We start from the raw sequence: 20,652 nt of genomic DNA, 5'->3' as shown, positions 1-20,652 counted from the left end.
AGCGCATAGTTGTGCGATTGCAATCGAGCCCCAAGGGTTTGTACTCGTTACGTCTCCTCCATGTCTCCATTGATATGAATTGAGCCCGCCACAAAGCGGGTATTTTTTCGCCCAAACGTTCTTTCCTTTCTTCGCGAACGTGCTACCTTCGATGCTCACCCCGGTCGGCTTCAGGAAACCATGCCCTGCGAAGCGTGCCAGAAATTGTTGGTTGGCGATTCAGACGGTTCCCACGATGGGCTGCTGACATATCGCAACCCAGCAATTCTTCGCCCCTTCGGCCGACCGCCGGTTGTTCTACATCGCTATCGCTGCAAGCACTGTGGCTTCAACTGGATACACGAAACAGATCCGCTAGAACGCGGTAGATCCGAGTGGATCTGTCTGTACGAGGCACCCAATATTCTCATTCCCGCGACAGTAGACCGCTCTTCGCGATTGTCGGCCAGTGAGCACTCAAACCCTTCAGGTAACACAGAAAGGCAGCCGGCGCGCTCCGGGAATTGGCTCCGACGTTTCTCCTGAGCCAGCAAGGTACAGCGAGCAATAGGGCCCGGTTTCTAGCGCAAGCGGCACAAGACTGGCCAATCTGAGCGTCCGGCCGATCCAACTAATTAGCGTCATCAATCGGTCACAACCCTCACGCAGTATTACCGCCAGCCTTCAAATGGCCGACGATCTGCGCGCGAGTCCGTCCTTGTCCGATGCAAACATCCGGGCGAGCAAGACAAGCGAGGACAAGACTCAGCGCCATACGCGCTCGACAAGAACCATGCCCACTCAAGGAAAGACATCGTGTCACGTTCAAGACTGTTTGCTCTGACGGCGATTGCGTCGTCGCTCATATTTACAACTACGGCGTATGCGGGCGTGGATCTCATTGCGATGGGCCAACTGAGCGGTCTGACCGGCGATTTATCGAAGGAAACGGCTGCGCCGCTGGAAAACGGTGTAGCGGGCAATCTGCTCGGCGGCCTGGGTTCGGGCATCGCTTACGCGGGGTGCCAAACGTTCGTGGCTGTTCCGGACCGCGGCCCGAATGCCGTGTCGTACAACGCCGCGATCGACGATACCGCGTCGTACATCAACCGCTTCCAGACCTTGAGCCTGCGCCTGAAACCGGCGTCGGCGAGCGCAGCACTGCCGTACACGCTGACACCTAAACTCCTCGATACCACCCTGCTCCACGCCTCCGAACCACTGGTCTACGGAACGGGCGCGGCTGCCGGCGTCCCCGATGGCGCCCCAACGCTTAACCGCCGCAATCACACGCATTACTTCTCGGGCCGCTCGGACAACTTTGACCCTTCACGCTTGTCGACGAATGATCGCAACGCGCGCTTCGACCCGGAAAGTGTGCGCGTGAGCAATGACGGCGAGACCGTATTCATCTCCGATGAATACGGTCCGTACGTTTACCGGTTCGATCGCCGCAGTGGACGCCGCATCGACACTTACAAGCTGCCGGATACGTTCGCGGTCTCGACGCTCAGCCCTCTCGGTAGCGATGAAATCACGCTCAACACCTCCGGCCGCGTGGCGAACAAGGGCATGGAAGGCCTGGCGATCTCGCCCGACGGAAAGACGTTGTTCGGCGCGATGCAAAGCCCGCTGATCCAGGATGGCGGCACGGACGGCGCTTATACGCGCATCGTGAAAATCGATATACGCAGCGGCAAGATGACGCAATTTGCGTATCCGCTAACGAACATCGGCACGGCAGCCAAGCCGAAGTACCCGACCATCAGCGACGTGGTCGCCGTCAACGATCACGAACTGCTGATGGACGAACGCGACGGCAAGGGTCTTGGCGACAATTCGACGGCAGTGTTCAAGAAGGTGTTTCACATTGACCTGACGGGCGCCCAGGATGTGAGCAACGCAAGCAGTCAGGCGGGGCTCGCACCCTACGCGGTCCAGAAGGCCCTGTTCCTCGATGTCGTCACCACGCTAAATGCACACGGTCTCAGCGCCAACGATATACCGGCGAAGCTCGAAGGCCTCGCGTTCGGTCCCGATGTCATGGTCGGCGGCGTGAAAAAGCACACGCTGTTCATTGCGAACGATAACGATTTTATCGGGACGATAACCGATTCCAATCATCCGGCCGGTATCGCGAACCCGAATCAGTTCTTCGTGTTCGCGTGGGATCCGAGCGACTTGCCGGCCTATGTCGCGCAGCGCCTGCCCGGAGTGGATGACGACACGCGCGGCAACGGTCACGGTCGCGGCCAAGACCATAACCGTATGTGCGCGGCTGACGACGATCATTGAGCATCGATCGCGTATCCCGTGTTTTTTAACGCTGGATGCGCGATCCACTTTCGGCCCGTTTTCTTTGTCGCCGCTGGACGGCTGGCACTCAGCGATAGCCGTTAATCGAAGGGACACACATCTTCGTCTACGAACGGTCGTTTTCAAGAAACTCAACTGAGTCTTGTCGACCCTCTACCGCCATTGGAGCCAGCTTTACTTGAAAGTCCGCTTCCGGAGTCCAACGGCCATTTGCGTGTCCTCGGTGGACGCCATATTCTCAGCTTTGCCGGCGGCCTGATCTCTCAGCACGGTGCCAGGCCGGTAACACTACCCATAGTCACCGGGCACAGCCGCTGCGGCGCCGGTTGTGAATTCTGCTGCTGTACCGCCTGCTGGAGTCGTTCGGCCTGAACGTTCGCGTTCGATGCCCGGAGGAACGCGTCTCTGTTCGCTTCTACCTTTTGCACGACTCCGTGAGGATCGCCCACGCGAGTAAGGGCGTTAAGCGCATCGCGGTTGTACTGCCAGGCCGCCTTCTCCAACCATTCAATCTGCTTGGCCTTGTCCTTCGGCACGCCTACCCCCTCCGCATACATGGTAGACAGCGAAAATTGCGCGCGGTCGTTGCCTTGTTCGGCGGATTTCCGCATCCATGACGCGGCGGCGGCATAGTCTTTGGTTACGCCACCACTTCCGTAGTAGTAGTACCCGGCGACTTTTGCTTGTGCCAAAGCATCGCCGGCCTGCGCGGCTTTCAGGAAATAGACGAAGGCCCCGGCGAGGTCGTTCTGACCTACGAGGTGCGAGGCGTAAAGATACTCGGCCATCACATTGCCAGATTCCGCGGCGGCTTTTTCGTGTGCAGCCACCTCGGCTTCACGCTCGGACTGCGTCTTGGATGAGGGCACCGCGCAGCCGCCCAGTGCGGTCAAGGACAGCATGACGGCGACACCGAACGCAAGACGGCGGATGGACAAGAATATCATCGGCGTGGTATTTCCGTTTTGAAAATAGGAAGCCATGCCGGCGCCATTAGCGGGTGATGAAGCGCTTCACGACGACATGACGAAATAGCGTCACATAAAGGTCATGTGATGGCCTGATTGCGTACGCAAAGATACTAATCGGTCTATCTTGTGTCAATCAGATATTTGTCGTCGCACGGGTAGCGCTCGAAAAACCGATTAATCAAGGGCGTCGGCTCACGGATCGAAAACCGCCATTCCTGCGATAATCATTGGGCACCAATGAAAGGCCGTTCCTGGCAGATCGCGGCCCGATGCGCTTTAGCGAGACTCCTTTGGACCTGCACACTCGCTGTTTGCCAAGCTTGTCAGTGCGCGATAAGGCAGTCTCCCAGATGGTAGCTGTCATCGAGGTGCCCTTCTCCGTCGAACCCGATAGTCACAACATATGGAAAGCCATCGGGGCGTTGAGACACGTTGTAACCTACGAGAGCGTGCCTGACAGCGTTATCAAAATCGGAATCTTCAGCACGCGCGTTCTTCATCACTTTCGTAACCTGCCCACTACTGTCAACATGGACGCTATAGCCGACTACTGGTGGAGAGTCGCTCCCGAGTTTCAAAGATTTCGTCGCGACACTTATGCGATTGAAGATGGTACATAAGGCATCCCTACCCTCTTGACTCATCGCGGGTGGAACCATAGGGGCTGTGTGAATTGGCCTGACCGCCGTTGGATCTGACGACGTGACCTCGTTTTGGGCTTGAATCGGACCAACACCGGCAAAAAGCAGCCCCACAGCGAATACGGCAGACTTGCAGTCCATGATTCTCTTCCCGGTTGCCTCTGACGTTGAGCACGCAAATTGTCGACGATTCTGGTGTGGTTGTCGAAGGTCCGCTTATGGCCGCTGTCTGCCTCACGCAAGTGGCGTTCGCAGCCTGAAATTCGCGAGCCGGCGACCGGTTGAATCCAAGGCCGAACTCAGCCGGATGGCGAGCGCCTGGGTTCGACCCACAGCCACCCTGTAGGCTACGATCACGAATGGCCGTTGCCCGGACAAAAGCCGACATCACACGGTTTCATCCGACACGCTTCGCTAGTGTTCAGATTTGTATATGGCAGGACGGCTTAAATGGTAAGGGAACGATGTAACTCAGGCGGGCCACCCATCGCGTAGCGATCAGAGCGTGGCCGGCTACCGTCGATGTCGGTCACCCCGAGTGTTGCGCCGATCTCCGCGCCGATCAGCGCCCTGCCTGAAAGTGCCATCATGGACTCAAATTCATAGAGCGCGGCGATAGTGCGGCCTGTAAATTGTGGAGACTCGCGCTTTTGCCTGGGGCGCTTGTCTTCGAGGAGCGTAGCGAGATAGGCGCGAGCACGTTCGGTATCTAAACCGCCCATCCAAACGGAAACCACGGCGACATTGTATGGCCGTAGCTCCTTCGCCATATCGGCCGCCATTTTGTCCGCACCTGCCTTTTGGGCGCCGTAGGCCGGGTTCTGATGGTAGCTGACGGCACCGTAGTGTCCGGTGTTGACAATCAACCCACGGCCATTGGCAATCAGAAGCGGCGCAGCATAGTAGCTAGCCACGTAGTGCGAGCGCAGGCCGACAGTAATCACATCGGCCGTATCCAACGGCTTCTGCCAGAAGCCGCCTTGAGCGGGTGCACCAACCTTTGCAGCGTTGTTCACGAGGATATCGAGACGGCCGTGTTGACGACGGATGTCGGCGAAGAAATCTGCCACTGCCAGATCGTCTGCGTGATCGAGCACAACTCCTATTCCTGTCCCGCCTGCGCGAGACACGAGTTCGGCTGTTTCATCTACTGAACCGCCGAAGGGCGTTTCGCCCCCAGTGGCACTGCGCCCGGTGACATAGACCGTGGCCCCGGCTTCTCCAAGCGCGATCGCGATTCCCTTTCCGGCGCCTCTGCTCGCACCCGTCACCACTGCAATCATGTTTGCTGTCATCGATCCTCCTGCGCACTGCACGACGCCTTATTGCGTCGGACTGTCATCAGTTCCAGCAGTCTAGTGCCTGTCGGCTTTGTTGATTAGTGACATAATTTTGTATGAAATCATGAGTGAGACTCAACAATGAACCGCGAGGATCTGGCCGATCTGCTAACTTTTGCAACCATCGCCGAGGAATCCAGCTTCACGCGTGCAGCCGCGCGGCTCGGTGTTTCCGCTTCTGCTCTCAGTCATTCCATTCGCTTGCTGGAGGCGCGCCTCGGCGTCAAGCTGCTCAATAGAACCACAAGAAACGTCGCACCGACCGCTGCGGGAGAAAAGCTGTTGAGCCGGTTGCGGCCCGCTTTCATCGAGATCGGGGCAGGCTTGACGACGCTTGCGGATAATCGAAGCCGGCCAGCAGGCCGTGTCCGTATCAGTGTTCATCGCACGGCAGCGCTTATGTTCGTCGTGCCGAAGCTCACACAACTTCGGCGCGACTATCCTGAGGTCGTGGTTGAACTGTCGGTAGATGATTCCTTGGCAAACATCGTCGCGGCTGGCTTCGACATGGGCATCCGGAATGGCGAACTATTGGCTAAGGACATGGTGGCAGTTCGCATCGGTGCAGACTACCGAACCGCGGTGGTTGCATCGCCCTCTTACCTGAAGAACAATGCCGCGCCGCTCACTCCGGACGATGTGGCCGGCCATGCATGTCTGGGATATCAACGACCAAGTTCGAAGGCCCTCCATTTCTGGGACTTTGAGCGAGAGGGCCGATCCGTCCAGGTGCCAGTCGATCCGGTCTTTATCTCCAATGACAGCGATATCCTTATCCATGCCGCCCTGGCGGGAAACGGCCTCGCCTATGTTCTCAAAGAACAGGTGCAACCCCACCTGAAGTCAGGCACATTGACGCAAGTGTTAGAGGGATGGTCTGTCACGCTAGCGGGAAGCTTCCTCTATTATCCCGACCGACGCCAACTTCCGGTCGCTGTACGTGTCGTCATCGACTCGCTTCGTTATCGTTCTTGATTTGGTTTGAGACATTAGCGCCCGGTCCGGATGTTGCGGAATAAATGTCCACTGCCGACCCAGCTGCGGTCATTTGAATGACGCCGGTAACTGACCGCTCCTGGCCGAACTGAGCCCGACGACGACCGGCTCTGATCGACCCGGAGCGCACCGGCGCCGATGCCGAAAGTGGTCGTTCGAAAGTGCGCAAAATCGAAGAACCCGTCGTTTCAGGGAAGACCAGCGAGGCGGTCCGGGAAGTATCTGCCATAGAAAAACAAAACCTGCCACGTGTTTCCGCCCGCTGAGTTGGAAACTTGAGTTCCAAGGGACCGGTATTAATCTTCGTGATCGGCTGACCATAAAATCAGTAAGGTTCCCAAACGATCCGATCGATGTGCTGCTCTAAGGGGGTTGCTGTCGGTTCCGCCGAGCCTCTTTATCTGCTCCCAGACTTCAGCTTCACGGAACGGCTTCTGACAAGGGGATGCGTAAGCGCCTCAATTAAGCTCCACGCCGCGTAGACGCTGAAAGCTCCAAAGGGCGATAGCCGCAATTACTGTTTGATCGGAACGAGGGCGACGCCTGCAGTGTGTGGTCGCCTGACTTCCCGGGTCTCCTCGCCTCGCATCGGCAAAATGCTTAAGTTCCCCCCCCTTCTTCCTCCGCTATGTGAAAGGGATGACTCTGACTTCGTAGCCAGCATACCTCTCGGTTCCCAATCACCGTCGCAGTTTCAAAGCTTGGATCGATCAGGTGCTACCGAGAGAAGTCTGCTGATGCGCCATGCCCGGTGGTATGCCGCGCTCCAGATCTCGAAAACCAAATTTTTCGCGAAGTCATGCTGTTGCCCTGGCGACATCGGCTGGGATGGGAGCCCTTGGATCAAGTTCTCAACTACTGTCACTGCATGAACCATATTTGCGACTTCGCGCTTCCGACCAGCGAGGATCAACCAGATCGACCAACCAAACCAAAGCGCAAATAGTGCGGTGATGCCGACCGTGCTGATCTGCGATCCATAACGCTGGCTGAATGACTGATGGCTGTTTTCTGAATCCAGATAGTGCTGATATGCGAACGGCCTAGCGGAAATGCCGGCAGCATTTGTTGAGACCACCACATCGGGCGCCGACGCCCCTTTGAAATAGAGAAGGAGAGTTCGCGCCGGCGCGAACGCTTCGGTGCGGTTGATGCTCTTCAGAGGAATCGCGATTGAAAGCGTGCCATGAGGCACAGCACAAAGCAGAGAATCATGGCGCACCGGACCGTCGAGAAGAATGCACTCTTACCTGGCACGACGATGTTCACGACCGCCACCCTGTTGTGGGCGACAAAGGTTTGTGCGACGGTGGACCGTGAACTCGGTCCCTGCAGTGCGGCGGGAATGCCCTGAATGAAACGAGTGATGGCCAGCGCGCCGATGAATGCACAAGCCACATGTAAATAGATCAACCAGGGCGGTTGCGGATATTCCGGATTGTCGAGTACCAGGTTCAGGCATGCCACGAAACCGGCACACGCTGCGCTCAAGGCGAACGCTAGCAGCCATGATTTGAATCGCAGGGCGATCCGTAGTGCCGAGTTGGCGACTTTATAGGCGCAACGTTGACATCTTTAATGTGTTCTACGACGGTCAGGGAAGTTTCGTCGGCTGAAATCGCTGCTTCTCGCGTGTGGATCGAGAACTGGAAGCGGATGCTCCCGTGCCTCGTCGCCACGCGTGGCCTCGTACCCCAAACGCTCACTATCGCGATTGAGCGATACACGGCAGTTCGAGCTGCTGACCTGGCATCAACTCTTGGCAAGCTTGCCGCGACCGATGCCGAGCTGCGGGAGACCCACGTCGACGATCATGTTCTCGCCGTGGTTCGCTATGAACTTGCGACGAATAGGCCCTGGCAGGCGGCAATAGCTGGGGTCAACTGATCTTCAAGGACTTAGTCAAGTTCGACTGACCCGCAGCAATCCTTCTAAGCCGATCTGATTCAGCGCATGGCCTTTTTGACATCTTTCTTTTTGACGTCGTTGCCGGGCCGGTTTGTCAGGATAGCGCTCGTAATAAGGTGAACAAGATGATCTGCCCGTGGCGCGAATGAGGGCAGATCAACAAGCCAGCCGAGCGCTGCCATCAGGCCGAACATGTCGTCCCCATTCATATCGGCACGTGCTGTCCCCGTGGCTTGGGCACGCAGCAACAGCCGTGCGCTCGCTGAGTGCACGGCTGCGCATGAAGCGTAAAGCGCGGAGTCCGGGTTGGTATGAGCTGCCGCCATCAGGGCGACAACACCCCTATAGCTTTGGGCAAATGCGATCCATTCGCGAAACCAGGACACGAGCGCTTCGTCAGGTGAGTTCGACGTTTCGAGTTCGCCTGCCTTCCGCGTCAGTTCGTCCAGATTCGTACACAACAACGCGTCGAACAAGGCTTCTCGCGTCGGGAAATGACGCAGCAGTGTCGCCAACCCGACGCCAGCCCGGCGGGCGATATCTCGCATCGACGCGTCGACACCGTGCTCGGCGACAACGTCGTGCGCGACTGCAAGTAGATGGCTGTAATTTTTTTGGGCGTCGGCTCGCATGGGGTCCCTTGACAAACGGATCGCTGATCCGTATATTTGGATCACTGGTCCGGATGTCGCGAATCAGGATCTGGATCGGTGGTCCAAATGATACAGCGCCTTTGTACCCATGGGAACAGCGGCGCTGCTGACACCTCAAACGAAAGGCGAAAGATCATGAAGAAATTGGAAGGTAAGGTTGCAGTCATCACGGGCGGAAGCAGCGGGATTGGCTTGGCCACAGCCAGGCGCTTCGTGGAAGAAGGTGCGCACGTCGTGATCACCGGGCGGCGAGAGAAAGAGCTGCAGGAGGCCGCCGCCGCCATCGAGAGAAACGTTACGACGGTCGTGGGCGACGTGTCGAGCCTGGAAGATCTGGACCGGCTCTATGCCGTGGTAAAAGAGAAGCATGGTCACATTGACGTTCTCTTCGCGAACGCGGGCGCAGGGACAATCGCGCCGCTCGCGGTAGCTACAGAGGGCCATTTCGACCAGACCTTCGACGTGAACGTGAAGGGAATGTTCTTTACGGTGCAGAAGGCCCTTCCCCTCTTCAGAGACGGCGGTTCGATCATCCTGAACTCTTCGGTCTCAAACGTGCTCGGGCTTCCGGGATTTACTGCTTACGCCGCGAGTAAGGCGGCTGTACGCAACTTCGCGCGCGGCTGGACTATGGAATTGAAAGACCGCAAGATCCGCGTGAATGCCATGAGTCCCGGAGCGATCGACACCCCGGCCTTGGCGACGACGACAGGCCTTACCGCTGAACAGGCCGAGCAGGCAGTTGCACAGTTCACCGCGCAGATCCCGATGGGCCGCAGAGGCATGCCCGAGGAAATCGCGGCGGCAGTCACGTTCCTCGCTTCCGATGAAAGTTCTTACATCACGGGTGTGGATCTCGCCGTCGATGGAGGCATGGCGCAGGTCTGACCCCGGCGCGCTCCCGTGGCTGGCCCACAAGCCGCGCCAGTCGTGGGACCACGTTTCTGCAATATCGGCCGGGCGCTTGTTGAGGCGTTTGATCGACGTGACCGAAGACAGGCCGCTAGGGGCGACGGATATTGACGGCGAGCCTGATTGAGACACTTCGCGCGCGACCCGATCCGAGAGAAATGGAGAAAATCCGATGAGTACCGATAAGAACGTCCAGACCGTGAAGGACTTCTTCGCCGCGATCGGCCGCGGCGACAGAAAGGATCTGCTGGCGCTGGCCGCCGAAGACATCGAGTGGATCATTCCGGGCGAGGACTGGCCGTTGGCCGGAACGCGCCGCGGACACGCGGGGCTGGCGGATTTGCTTGAGACCGCATCCAAGTCGATAGAAACGTCCGTGGAACCCCGGGAGTTCATAGCGCAAGGAGACAGGGTCGTGGTCGTCGGCTTCGCCAGGGGGACGATCAAAGCCACGAACAAGACGTTCGAGGACAACTGGATCTTCGCCATCACGGTCCGTGACGGCAAACTGACGAGCATCCGGGAGTACATCGACACGCAAGCACTGGCGCGGGCCTCGCAGACGGACACGTCCGGGCCGGCGTAGCGCTGGCCATCTGCGGCCATCGGGTCGGGATAGACGGTGGATCTGCCGTGGATCGTCCCCTCGCATGCCGCGCGCTCGTCGAATACCCAACCGTAAAGGAAAGCTCTATGTACGACCAATCCACGCTATCCGAGTTGATCCGGTTTGCACAAGTCGATGCGGGCTCCACCGTCATCGACGTTTACCCAGGCGAGGGCGACTGGACCCGTCTCTTCTCCGACATCGTGGGACCCAAAGGACGGGTCTACAGCTTCGTACCGGCCGAAGTCGCCCACTTCAAGAACGATCCGGTCGGCCGCATGCGGACGCTTGCAACGGAGCCGGGCCGAGAGAACGTGGAAGCCGTCTCGGCGGATCTCATCGCGATGCCGAAGGTCACGCAACCAGCGGATGTCCTCTGGCTGCATCTGTTCTATCACGATCTCCACACACCGCTGATGCAGGCCAGGGGCGCGACGGCGGCCCACTTCAATCGAGTGGTCTACGAGCAGCTCAAGCCCGGCGGGTACTACGTCATCGTGGACCACGCCGCCGCCGTCGGGCAGGGCACGAGCGACGCCCAGTCGCTGCATCGGATCGAGCCTGAGTCCGTTCGCGAGGAGGTGGAGGCCGCCGGCTTCGTACTGGACGCGGAAAGCACCATGCTCGCGAACAAGGACGATCCGCACTCGATCAAGGTGTTCGATCCTGCGATCAAGGGCGAGACCGATCGCTTCGCCTATCGGTTCGTGAAGCCCTGACAGATCCCGGCACCAACTTCATGTCGACCTCCCCAATGGGTGCAAACTTGGGCGCTGACCTATGGCGCTGAACTGGAACGCGCTCAAGCCGAATTTGGCCGCGCGCGGGACTGAATGTCCGATCTCAAGGATATTGCGAAGAGTCTGACATCGCCCGATCCGCCAGAAGCTGTACGGCACGCTCTTCAAACGGAGAAAGCTCGCTGCCGCGCATGCGCGAGAGGACAAACACAAGAGGGCGGAGGTGCCATGCCCGGCGACGAAGCTCGACCAGACGACCGACAGCCAGGTCTTCAGCGACCAGGTTCGCAGGCATGTGGCCCCAGCTGAGCCCCGAAATCAGAAGGTCACGTTTCGCGCCGAGGTCGTTGACGAGCCACTGGCGCTCTCCTGCTACGCCCATCTGGATCTTCTCTGCACCCGGCTGGTTGTCTGTCACCACCAACTGCACATGCTGACCAAATTGTTCGAGGGAGATTGGCCGCTCGATATTCGCTAACGGATGGGTCGGCGCACACACGGTGACCATCTCTACTTCGCAAAGCCAGTGCCTTTCGATCGCGCCTTTCTTGATCTCGGGCACGTCTGAAACGGTAACCGCGAGCGAGCAGCTGCCTGCCAGTACCAGCGCCTCACCACCCTGCATGGTGACCATGCGCAGGCTAATGGCGGCCGTTGGCGATTCGCGTTCGAGTGCACGCAGGCAGTCGATCAGGCGCCCCCTTGGGAAATACGTATCGACGGCGATTGAGAGGCTCGGCACGCCTTCCGCCGACATCGACTTCGCCCGGTTCTTCATCTCTTCCATACGTGCAATCACGGCTCGCGCGTCAGGAAGAAGGCCCCGTCCTGCAGCGGTGAGCTCGGCCTTCCGGGCATCTCGCTGAAAGAGTTCTAGGCCTAGCGCGGTTTCCAAGGCGGAGATCGCGTGGCTAACGGCGGATTGGGCTCGCCGAAGCCGGCGGGCCGCGCCCGTGAAGCTCATCTCCTCACACACCGCGACGAAGGTGTGAAGTTGGTTGATTGAGACGGTGTCGAGCACGTCATCTACTCCTTAGATGGATAGAAGCGATATTTTGTCAGTTTTCAAGATGATTCACTTTCCCTATCTTGCGTATCACGCAAGCCCACTTGGGCAACGCTTCAAAGCTGATAGGAAACAGATCGAAATGCCGACACTTCTCGCGATACAGGTAAGCCCTCGCCACGAATACTCGACCTCCCGCAAGCTCTCGGCGGTGTTCGTCGAGAAATGGCTGGCCGCACACCCCGGCGGCAAAGCCATTGAACGCGATCTGATGAAGACCAATCTGCCGTTTGTCGATCTGCCATGGATTGGCGGCGCGTTTACGCCCCCGGAGCAACATTCGCCGGAGAGCGCTGCCGCCATCAAGATTTCCAACGATTTGGTCGCCGAGTTGCAAGCAGCTGATCGCATCATCATCGCCACACCGATGTACAACTTCACCATCCCTGCGGCGCTGAAGGCCTACATCGACCATATCGTCCGGGTCGGTGTCACGGTCGTCGACAATGTCGGGCAGCTAACCGGCAAGAAGGCCACCGTCATTCTTGCGAGCGGTGGTGATTTCAGTCCTGGCTCTCCGATCGAAGGCTACGATCACGCCAGCAGCTACCTCCGTCAGGTGCTGGGGTTCATCGGAATTACAGATCTGGACATCGTACTCGCCGGATCGGCGCGCGCTGGAATGTCAGGCGAGACGGCGGTGGAGGCGTTCGGCGAAGTGATTGCATCGGCCGCGGCTGCTCGAGTCGTCGGTTGATCTCGGAGAAACGGTCATGAAAGTTGGGTTCATCGGCGCCGGTCGCATGGCTACGACCATGGGTCGTCATTTTCTCGGTGCGGGCCATGAGGTCGTCCTGTCCAGTTCGCGGGGGCCGGAAGCGTTAGCGGGGCTCGTCGCCGATCTGGGTCCGGCCGCCAGCGCAGGATCCAGGCAGGACGCTGCGGAATGCGATGTGGTGATCCTCGCCACGAATTGGGCGGATGCGCCGGAGGCGCTCAAGGGTATCGACTGGAGCGGCCGCATCCTCGTCGACGGGACGAACGCCCACATGGGCGAGGAACCGGACATCAGCGCTGTCGGCGTAGCGAGATCGGTTGCCGCGCTGGAGGGCCGCACGTCGAGCGAGACAGTCGCCGCAATGGCGCCCGGGGCCAGGCTGGTGAAGTCGATCAGCAATATGCCGATGGCCTGGATACAGGATTTCTCGCCACAGAAGCCGAAAACCGTACTGTTCGTGTCGGGCGACGATCGCGATGCCAAGGTGCTCGTGGTCGAACTTATTAATTCGACGGGCCTGGTCGCGCTCGACCTCGGTTCTCTCGCGGACGGCGGTGCGATGCAACAGCTCGGCGGCCCTCTTTCGGCTGTGGAATTGCACTTCGTCCGCCGGATCGTCCGCGAATAAGACCTGAGCTGCGGGCATCGTGCGCCTGCCGATCGGTTTGGAGGCCAGCCAGCTTGGCTGGTTGACGCGATCGAAGGAGCCGGGATCGTCGGAACTTACCATAACGGCGCGTGGCAATGCCGGCCGCTTTCTTCTTTTCGCCGCCCAGCCTCTGCGTGAGCCGATCGCGTTTGGAGGTCCCTTTGTTATGAACACGCAGGCGGAAATCCAGCAAGCGTTCGCTGACTTTCGAGCCGGCCGATTCTGAACCAGGGCAAGAGGGACTGTTCAAAAGTCGACGCAGTCACTACGGGTCCGGGTTGCCGTGAATCCTGGCCCTGACTGGTGGCACCTGCACATCAGGTATCGGATGCTTCGGTAAGCGCCGCTATGGCAACTTGCAGTCGGGCCGGCAGAATCGGTGCCGTCGCCCACAGCAAATGGATGTCATGGTGACGAGCAGGGAGATCAGGCAGCAGGCGTATAAGTCGTCCTGTCTTGAGCGCATCCTCTATTAGCCAGTCGGGAAGCCACGCGACACCCCGCCCCGAAATGGCGGCATCAAGGATGATGCCGAGATCGGCCGCGCGAATTCGGGAAGCCGGTTCGATCGACAACTGGCGCCCGTCCTCGCCCGGGAACATCCAGGGCTCAGTCACTCCATCACGGTGATAAACAATCGCGTCGTATCGACCGAGGTCATCGAGTGAACCGGGCATGCCTAGTCGTTCGACAAGGGACGGTGCGGCGCACAGCACGGTGGCATGTCGACCGACGACACAGGTCGACAGACCCGCTACGGAACCGATTGAACCGCTTCTGACAGCCAGGTCGAATCCTTCCTCCACCAGGGAGACGCGTCGGTCCCGCAGGTCGAGTTCAAGTGTCAGTTGGGGATGGTCACATGCGAGGGCCAACAGCGTCGGCGCGACCTTCAGCCGCCCGTAGAGGACCGGCATCGTTACCTTGAGCACGCCCGTGATGCTTGAACGCCCAGCTTCAAGGAAAGCCGCACCTTCGAGCAATTCGTCTGTTGCCCTGACACACCGCGCAAGGAATGCTCGGCCTTCCTCGGTGAGTCTCTGTGCGCGCGTCGTGCGACTGAACAATCGTACGCCGAGCCGCGCTTCGATGCGGGCGATTGCTTTGCCGATCGCGGAGCGGGAGAGGTTCAGATCGCGTCCGGCGGCCGAGAAACTTCCGGCCTTGGCGGCCGCAACGAACGCCGGAATGTCATTGAAAAGATCAAGCACATTGCATCCTGTGACGCTACATTAAGTGGAAATAATATCCCAATGTAGCCCGTTGATATTCACCGGCTTCACGGGATAGTATTTCGCGAAAGGAGATACACATGCTTTCACAACGCACAAGCCGCGGTTTGCAGATAGCGCTTATCGTCACTGGCTTCTTTTCGAGCCTGTCTACCTCCGCACAAACATCGCGAGAAACAGCGGCGCTATCAGAACAGGAAGGTAGTTGGTCAGTGGTCGATACGTTCAAGGCGGGACCAGACATGGCGCCGGAGGTCAGCAAGGGGCTGGTTGCCGAGCGTCGGATGGTAGGAAGCTTCCTCGAGGAGACGCTGCACACATCGGAGACCTCCAGACCTCTTCGTATCGACTACCTCGGCTACGACACGACAGCAGGACAATGGCGCTACGTCTCGATCGAAGCGCGCATTCTTGTTGCGCCGATGTCGGCGTCGAGTTTTGCGCGGGACACGCCGGAGCGCATAACCGTACGATTTGAACCGTTCGCCGCGCCGCCGGTTGCGCCCGGTTGGGCCGGGCGCATGCTTCGCATGGAAGAAGTGATTACGCGCGATGGCCCCGATCATGAAACGAAAGATCAGTATTTCATCCTCGCAGATGGAACAGCGAGGCCTTGGCTTGCTCACCGCTATGACTACCGGCGTCTGCACTAAAAGCAGGGGAATAGAGGTCCCCTACCGTCAGTCGAACTTGACCAGGTCCTTGAAGATTAGTCGGCCCCAGCTTTTTCCGCGCGCCTGCACAAGCAGTCCACCTTCCGAAAGGCCGCCAAGTTCGATCGGCGAAAATCCGAGTCTGTCCGCGAGCGCGCCGATTTCCGCTGCCGCGTCGTCATCGTCGCTCGCCAGAAACACGACTCTCTTCCCGCCATGAATAGCTGGGTCTTGGGCAAGGACGGCAGCGCCCAAGTGATTGAAGCCCTTGACCAGCCTGCCGCCAACGAAGCTCTGCGCGACAAAGCGGGACGAAGGTCGCCCACCCAGCTCCTCAGGCGATACGCCGTAGGCGTTCGTCACATCGACGATAGTTTTACCCTGCCAGTCGGTCAGCGTCTTCGCGACATCCTGGTGCGACTCGAAACGGACAGCCAGAAAAACGATATCCGCCTTGACCGCTTCGGCCAGTGTCTTGGGAATGATCGTGGGTCCAATCGCGGCCGCAGCGGATGCAAAGCTTGCCGGGTCGCGTGTGGTTGCTACCGATACCTCGATGTTGCTGCGCGCGAACGCCGTGGCAAGCGCCTGTCCTATCTTGCCGAAGCCGATAATTGCGTAGCTCATAACTGTTCTCTAGAAGTGTTAGTCCGTAGCTTTAGGCCGTCTCGGAGGCCCTTGCGAGTGCCAGCGTGTCGATATACTCCCGAATGTTTGTCACCTTTCCTTCGCGAACGGTAAAGTCGAAGATGAAATGGTCCTCGAAAGTCTTGTTTGTGGCTTTGACTTTTCCTTTCGCCACACCGACTGCCAAAACCCGGTCTCCTTCCGCGATGAATGTCGGTGGCTCAGAAGATGAAATCTCCACCGTTTCAGACGATCTCTGAATAAAATCTGTCAATCCCGCATGTCCGCGATGTGCGCCGGCCCACGCCCATTCGCCTGGAATGATCCATTCGATGTCTTCGGCACACAGCGCGATCACGACTTGCTTATCGCCTTTCCCGATAGCGGAAAAAAACGCCTTCGCTATCCGAACATTCGTTTGCGCATTCACGAGGATTCTCCAATTGCTGCGGTGGATCGTCAGGTGTGAAGTGCCGGCCTCTGACGCGGACAAGCTTCCGGCACTTGCCTTTCCGTATCGGCAATGAACATAGACCGTGATGGATAGCTCACGCGCGTTGAGTTGCTATGCGCTGGGTGTCACAGTTGCGCCAGACCACCGTCGACGGCGACCTCGCTAGCGGTCATGAAGCTGCTGTCCTGCGACGCGAGAAAGGCCGCCACCGCTCCGATCTCGGCCGGATCGGCCATACGCTGCAGCGGAGTCATGGAGGCATAGACTTTCTGACCTTCCTCGCCCAGCGCCTCCTTCGCGAGTTCCGTCGCTGTCGCGCCTGGTGACAGCACATTTACCCGGATGCCAGTGCCCTTGAGATCTTCCGCCCAGGTCCGCGCGAGGTTGCGCACGGCCGCCTTGCTCGCGCTGTACGCACTCATTCCCGGCGCACCCGTGGTGCCCGCGCTCGATCCGGTCAGGATGATCGAACCGCCTTGGCCCATCAGCGGCAGCGCCTTCTGAACAGTAAAGATGGTTCCCTTCACGTTAGTGTCGAAGGTTTCGTCGATGTGCTGGGCGGTGATCTTGCCGAGCGCAAGCTGGCTTCCAGCCCCGGCATTAGCGAAGACGATGTCGAGGGTTCCGCGTTCGGCTTTCACCGCCGCGTAGAGTCGGTCTAGGTCGGCCTCATCCGAGACCGAGCCCTTCACCGCGCGGGCATTGGAGCCGAGCTCGGCTACAGCGGCGTCGAGCGCTTCTTGTCGGCGGCCGTAGATGAAGACGAAGGCGCCCTCCTCGATGAAGCGCTTTGCTGCCGCGCGTCCGATGCCGGTAGCGCCACCGGTGATCACAGCGGTCTTTCCATTCAATCTGGTCATCACTTGCATCCTTCCTTGGAGTTGTTGGGAAGCAGCGAACTGCTTACTTGAGTCCAGTATGCAGTTCTGATAACCTGAGTACAAGTATGCACCTTTTGGTAACCATCAAATGAACGACTGCTCTGAAAAGTGTGGTGGCCGCTACTCCTACGGGCTCGCAGCCACCCTCAGCATCATCGCGGGCAAGTGGAAGCCGCTGATCCTTTACTTCCTGCTCGACGGCCCGAAGCGCTACGGCGAGCTTAAACGCAATGTCCACGGTATCAGCGCCAAGGTGCTGATTCAGCAATTGAAGGAACTGGAGGCCGATGGTGTACTGGAGCGGACGGACTACAAGGAGGTGCCACCACGCGTGGACTACGCGCTGACCCCACTCGGTCGTAGTCTGGCCGACAAGATTGTCCCGCTATGCACTTGGGGAACAGAGAACATGGCAGAGATGGTGAACACTCTTGCCGAGCGCGACCGCTCGCTTTAGTCTGGAGAACCTCGTGCGGCCCTTCGTGTTCAGTGAAGGACGCAGAGGTCGTGGATCAAGCGTTTTTCGACTGGGGCGTCGGTCCATTTCCGGTACGTACGGTCGAATCGAAAAAGCCGGTTGAGTGCTTCAGCCGATACCGTATTTTTATCTTCACATTTCACGATCAGGTATTCGTCGCTCCCGCCTCAGTCGACTCAGCGGACGCCGCCGCCTGAGACTTTAGTTCAGTGCCGCTCGTCGCGCTTGCCTGCTCCAAACAAACATTAACGATGATGTTGATAACCTCGTCCTTGGTCGCGAGCTGGACGAGGGTGGTCGGACCCATCATGCATCGCCTTCAGGAAACCGTGATTGACTTCCTCTTGCGTGACGCAATTGCCCTCGGGCTGCTTCTCAATCAAGTCGCCCTAAAACTTGCAGCGCGTTGGCCGCGGCACCACAGCGGTGACGGTGACGCCAGTACCCGCGATACGCTGCAAGCGGCCGTCCTTAGGCTGATATCGCGACGACCACGACTGGCGTTCGAATGTCAGCAGCCAACCAAGAAAGCGACGTTTAAGCGTCCGACTCAAAGACTTGACCAACGGCCGCAATTGGCCGAACCCCGCCCGACGGCCCCACCACAAGACCAGAATACGCCGCCGCCAATTCGAAACGTTTCCCGTCACGCCCCGGCCCGAGAGCGCGCTCGCGCGCGGCCCGCCGTACTCCGAACCGGCGCAACTACCTCTGCAAGCAATTCCTCGTGCAGCCCCCGCAACACTTCTACAAAAGCTGACGCGAGCCGCTCTCGTGGCCGGTGCGGAGGAAAAAGCAGATAAGTCGGAAAGAGTGTGGCCGGTAGAAATGGGCGAATTGCGATATCAGGTCCGGCGAAGTCGCGTGCGACGATGGGATGCGCAAGCGTCACGCCCATCCCATGCCGAACCATCTCGCAGCACATCGCGGTGTATTGCGCCTCGATCGCCAGGACGCGCTGCACGCCGGCGCGCTGGAACACTTCGTCCATCAGCACGCGCGTGCCATCGCCGTGACACAGCGAGATGAACGACTCACCCTCCAGATCCTCCGGCTTGATGCTGCGCTTTCCCGCCAGCCGATGTTCCGCCGGCATCACGCAAACGGCAGCCACCTTCGACAACTGCTCGACCTCGCAATCCGACGCCTCGCTGACGTACACCGCCACACCCAGATCGCAGAACTGCGAAGCAGTCCAATGATTGACCGTGCCAGACGTATTCACATGCAGCGATACGGTGACTTCCGGAAATAGCGCGACAAACCGCTTGATCGCGTGCGGCACCAGCGTCATGCCCGCCGATGGCATGGCGGCAATGCGCAAACGGCCGCTGCCGAGATTGCGAATCTGCGCCGCGGCATTGGCCAAACCCTGCAAGCCGACGAATGCGCGTTCGACTTCGCGAAAGAACGCCTCGCCCTCGCTGGTCGGAATCAGCCGCACGCCGCTGCGCTGAAAGAGCTGCAAGCCCGTATCGCGCTCCAGTTGGGCGATCAGCCGACTCACATTCGGCTGCGACGTGAAGAGCGCCTTGGCCGCGGCGGTCATCGACCCCGACACCATCACCGCGCGAAACGCCTCGATGTGCTTGAGATTCATCCGTATTCTCCCTTAAACGACCACCCCTAACCCATATCACTCATGCATAGGTAGGTATTTAATTCGTATTGGACGACATGATTAGGCAGCGTGACACTGCATTCTAACGACGGGCGACCAAGCCCGCCTCCCCACACCGGAACTGGAGATCGTCGTCATGAGAAGAGCGTTGCATCGCCGTCTGTCCGCCCCGTCGCGCGCCGCCATCGCGGCCGTTTCCTTCGCTTCCGCCCTCGCCGCCCCGCTCTTCGCGCAGGCCGAGACCACGCTCTATGTGGCCAACGTCGGCGGCTCGAACGAACAGGTCTACCGGCAAAAGATCATTCCGCCGTTTGAAAAGGCGCATGACGTCAAGATCGTCTACGTCGCGGGGAATTCGAGCGACACGCTCGCCAAGCTCCAGGCGCAGAAAGGCCATCAGCAGATCAACGTGGCGGTGATGGACGACGGCCCCATGTATCAGGCGATGCAATTCAACCTGTGCGCGAAGCTCGACGACGCGCCCGTGATGAAAGACGTCTATCCGCTCGCCAAACTCGGCCCGACCTCGATCGGCGTCGGCATGGTGGCGACCGGAATCGGCTACAACGAAGAGGCGTTCAAGAAAGCCGGCCTGCCGCCGCCCGACTCGTGGAAGGCGCTCACCGACAATCACCTCAAGGGCAAGCTGGGCGTGCCGCCGATCACCAACACCTACGGCCTGCATACGCTCGTGATGCTCGCGCGCCTCTCCGGCGGCGGCGAAAAGAATATCGATCCTGGCTTCGCCGCGATGACGAAGGAAGTCGCGCCGAACGTGCTCTCCTGGGCGCCGACGCCCGGCGAGATGGACGGTCAGATGCAAGCCGGCGACGTGATCCTCGCGCCTTATGGCAGCGGCCGCGCCGTGGCGCTCCAGAACACCGGCTTCCCGCTCAAGTTCATCTACCCGAAGGAAGGCGCGGTCGCGTTGCAGGTGGCGGCATGCGTTGTCGCGGAGAACGCGCAGCCGCAGTTGTCGCAGCAGTTCGTGCAGTACCTGTTGAGCCCGGAAGTGCAGGTGTTGCAGGCGCAAGGCATCGGCATCGGTCCGGTCAACAAGACGGTGAAGCTCACACCTGACATCGCCGCGCGCGTGCCGTATGGACCGGAGCAGGTCTCGAAGCTGACCGCAATGGACTGGGCCACGATCAACCAGCATCGCGCCGAGTGGACGGAGCGCTGGAACCGTTCGGTCGAACGCTGATGTACG

Annotated in this window: 22 protein-coding genes; 11 read left to right on the top strand and 11 right to left on the bottom strand. The window is 59.2% G+C overall.

Features of this window, described 5'->3' with window-relative positions; all coding sequences use genetic code 11:
• Positions 1–795: 795 nt before the first annotated feature.
• Positions 796–2,274, top strand: a complete 1,479-nt coding sequence (locus M0D66_RS15360) for an esterase-like activity of phytase family protein (RefSeq protein WP_093645162.1) — start codon at positions 796–798, stop codon at positions 2,272–2,274.
• Between the two features lie 284 nt (positions 2,275–2,558).
• On the opposite strand, the gene M0D66_RS15355 is transcribed toward M0D66_RS15360, so the two are convergent.
• On the bottom strand, positions 2,559–3,278 hold the full coding sequence (locus M0D66_RS15355; protein ID WP_211706937.1) for a tetratricopeptide repeat protein: 720 nt from the start codon (positions 3,276–3,278) through the stop codon (positions 2,559–2,561).
• Positions 3,279–4,353: 1,075 nt separating this feature from the next.
• Positions 4,354–5,202 carry an SDR family NAD(P)-dependent oxidoreductase gene (locus tag M0D66_RS15350; RefSeq protein ID WP_266210972.1) on the bottom strand — a complete coding sequence of 283 codons (849 nt, stop codon included), beginning with the start codon at positions 5,200–5,202 and terminating at the stop codon, positions 4,354–4,356.
• A gap of 126 nt (positions 5,203–5,328) precedes the next feature.
• Here M0D66_RS15350 and M0D66_RS15345 point away from each other — a divergent pair, with 126 nt between their 5' ends.
• Entirely contained in the window at positions 5,329–6,222 is an 894-nt protein-coding gene (locus tag M0D66_RS15345; protein WP_093645171.1) for a LysR family transcriptional regulator, read from the top strand.
• 715 nt (positions 6,223–6,937) lie between these two features.
• Here M0D66_RS15345 and M0D66_RS15340 read toward each other — a convergent pair.
• The 3 genes from M0D66_RS15340 to M0D66_RS15330 all read right to left on the bottom strand — a co-directional run bounded on the left by M0D66_RS15340 (position 6,938) and on the right by M0D66_RS15330 (position 8,783).
• Positions 6,938–7,465 carry a hypothetical protein gene (locus M0D66_RS15340; RefSeq protein ID WP_211700561.1) on the bottom strand — a complete coding sequence of 176 codons (528 nt, stop codon included), beginning with the start codon at positions 7,463–7,465 and terminating at the stop codon, positions 6,938–6,940.
• Positions 7,402–7,710, bottom strand: coding sequence for a hypothetical protein (locus M0D66_RS15335; protein WP_266210971.1), 309 nt, complete (start codon positions 7,708–7,710; stop codon positions 7,402–7,404). Before M0D66_RS15335 ends, M0D66_RS15340 begins: the two co-directional genes overlap by 64 nt.
• Before the next feature lie 479 nt (positions 7,711–8,189).
• Positions 8,190–8,783: a TetR/AcrR family transcriptional regulator gene (locus M0D66_RS15330; RefSeq protein WP_122152105.1), complete on the bottom strand. Its 594-nt coding sequence runs from the start codon at positions 8,781–8,783 to the stop codon at positions 8,190–8,192.
• A 156-nt stretch (positions 8,784–8,939) separates the two neighbouring features.
• On the opposite strand from M0D66_RS15330, the gene M0D66_RS15325 reads away from it, so the two are divergent.
• The 3 genes from M0D66_RS15325 to M0D66_RS15315 all read left to right on the top strand — a co-directional run bounded on the left by M0D66_RS15325 (position 8,940) and on the right by M0D66_RS15315 (position 11,042).
• The gene (locus M0D66_RS15325) at positions 8,940–9,692 is read left to right on the top strand and encodes an SDR family NAD(P)-dependent oxidoreductase (protein WP_083086790.1); all 753 of its coding nucleotides are present in this window, start codon (positions 8,940–8,942) and stop codon (positions 9,690–9,692) included.
• Between the two features lie 196 nt (positions 9,693–9,888).
• A complete protein-coding gene (locus M0D66_RS15320) occupies positions 9,889–10,302 on the top strand; it encodes a nuclear transport factor 2 family protein (protein ID WP_266210970.1) in 414 nt (137 codons plus the stop codon).
• A 107-nt stretch (positions 10,303–10,409) separates the two neighbouring features.
• On the top strand, positions 10,410–11,042 hold the full coding sequence (locus M0D66_RS15315) for a class I SAM-dependent methyltransferase (RefSeq protein ID WP_266210969.1): 633 nt from the start codon (positions 10,410–10,412) through the stop codon (positions 11,040–11,042).
• Positions 11,043–11,166: 124 nt separating this feature from the next.
• Here the strand turns inward: M0D66_RS15315 and M0D66_RS15310 are convergent, their stop codons facing one another.
• Positions 11,167–12,084: a LysR family transcriptional regulator gene (locus M0D66_RS15310; RefSeq protein ID WP_256457441.1), complete on the bottom strand. Its 918-nt coding sequence runs from the start codon at positions 12,082–12,084 to the stop codon at positions 11,167–11,169.
• A 127-nt stretch (positions 12,085–12,211) separates the two neighbouring features.
• Here M0D66_RS15310 and M0D66_RS15305 point away from each other — a divergent pair, with 127 nt between their 5' ends.
• From M0D66_RS15305 to M0D66_RS15295, 3 genes are read left to right on the top strand one after another with little or no spacing between them, the layout of a single operon-like run.
• A complete protein-coding gene (locus M0D66_RS15305) occupies positions 12,212–12,826 on the top strand; it encodes an FMN-dependent NADH-azoreductase (RefSeq protein WP_256457442.1) in 615 nt (204 codons plus the stop codon).
• 16 nt (positions 12,827–12,842) lie between these two features.
• A complete protein-coding gene (locus M0D66_RS15300; RefSeq protein WP_211700556.1) occupies positions 12,843–13,475 on the top strand; it encodes an NADPH-dependent F420 reductase in 633 nt (210 codons plus the stop codon).
• A 19-nt stretch (positions 13,476–13,494) separates the two neighbouring features.
• A complete protein-coding gene (locus M0D66_RS15295) occupies positions 13,495–13,722 on the top strand; it encodes a pirin-like C-terminal cupin domain-containing protein (protein WP_266210968.1) in 228 nt (75 codons plus the stop codon).
• A 91-nt stretch (positions 13,723–13,813) separates the two neighbouring features.
• On the opposite strand, the gene M0D66_RS15290 is transcribed toward M0D66_RS15295, so the two are convergent.
• A complete protein-coding gene (locus tag M0D66_RS15290; RefSeq protein ID WP_266210967.1) occupies positions 13,814–14,707 on the bottom strand; it encodes a LysR family transcriptional regulator in 894 nt (297 codons plus the stop codon).
• Positions 14,708–14,808: 101 nt separating this feature from the next.
• On the opposite strand from M0D66_RS15290, the gene M0D66_RS15285 reads away from it, so the two are divergent.
• Positions 14,809–15,381: a hypothetical protein gene (locus M0D66_RS15285; protein WP_266210966.1), complete on the top strand. Its 573-nt coding sequence runs from the start codon at positions 14,809–14,811 to the stop codon at positions 15,379–15,381.
• Between the two features lie 27 nt (positions 15,382–15,408).
• Here M0D66_RS15285 and M0D66_RS15280 read toward each other — a convergent pair whose 3' ends face one another.
• From M0D66_RS15280 to M0D66_RS15270, 3 genes are all read right to left on the bottom strand, one after another.
• A complete protein-coding gene (locus M0D66_RS15280) occupies positions 15,409–16,008 on the bottom strand; it encodes an NADPH-dependent F420 reductase (RefSeq protein WP_211700554.1) in 600 nt (199 codons plus the stop codon).
• A gap of 31 nt (positions 16,009–16,039) precedes the next feature.
• On the bottom strand, positions 16,040–16,438 hold the full coding sequence (locus M0D66_RS15275) for a nuclear transport factor 2 family protein (protein ID WP_123385462.1): 399 nt from the start codon (positions 16,436–16,438) through the stop codon (positions 16,040–16,042).
• A gap of 149 nt (positions 16,439–16,587) precedes the next feature.
• On the bottom strand, positions 16,588–17,322 hold the full coding sequence (locus M0D66_RS15270; RefSeq protein WP_122155410.1) for an SDR family NAD(P)-dependent oxidoreductase: 735 nt from the start codon (positions 17,320–17,322) through the stop codon (positions 16,588–16,590).
• A gap of 109 nt (positions 17,323–17,431) precedes the next feature.
• Between M0D66_RS15270 and M0D66_RS15265 the strand changes: the two genes are divergently transcribed.
• The gene (locus M0D66_RS15265) at positions 17,432–17,800 is read left to right on the top strand and encodes a helix-turn-helix domain-containing protein (protein ID WP_211700553.1); all 369 of its coding nucleotides are present in this window, start codon (positions 17,432–17,434) and stop codon (positions 17,798–17,800) included.
• Between the two features lie 667 nt (positions 17,801–18,467).
• Here M0D66_RS15265 and M0D66_RS15260 read toward each other — a convergent pair.
• The gene (locus M0D66_RS15260; RefSeq protein WP_211606879.1) at positions 18,468–19,421 is read right to left on the bottom strand and encodes a LysR substrate-binding domain-containing protein; all 954 of its coding nucleotides are present in this window, start codon (positions 19,419–19,421) and stop codon (positions 18,468–18,470) included.
• A 157-nt stretch (positions 19,422–19,578) separates the two neighbouring features.
• Here M0D66_RS15260 and M0D66_RS15255 point away from each other — a divergent pair, with 157 nt between their 5' ends.
• Positions 19,579–20,646, top strand: a complete 1,068-nt coding sequence (locus M0D66_RS15255) for an ABC transporter substrate-binding protein (protein ID WP_200654326.1) — start codon at positions 19,579–19,581, stop codon at positions 20,644–20,646.
• Positions 20,647–20,652 lie beyond the last annotated feature (6 nt).

The organism is Paraburkholderia sp. SECH2, from assembly GCF_030464795.1.
GTDB classification, from domain to species: Bacteria; Pseudomonadota; Gammaproteobacteria; order Burkholderiales; family Burkholderiaceae; genus Paraburkholderia; species Paraburkholderia aspalathi.
The sequence above is the reverse complement of the archived record's forward strand: the minus strand, read 5'-3'. Positions and strand labels throughout refer to the sequence as shown.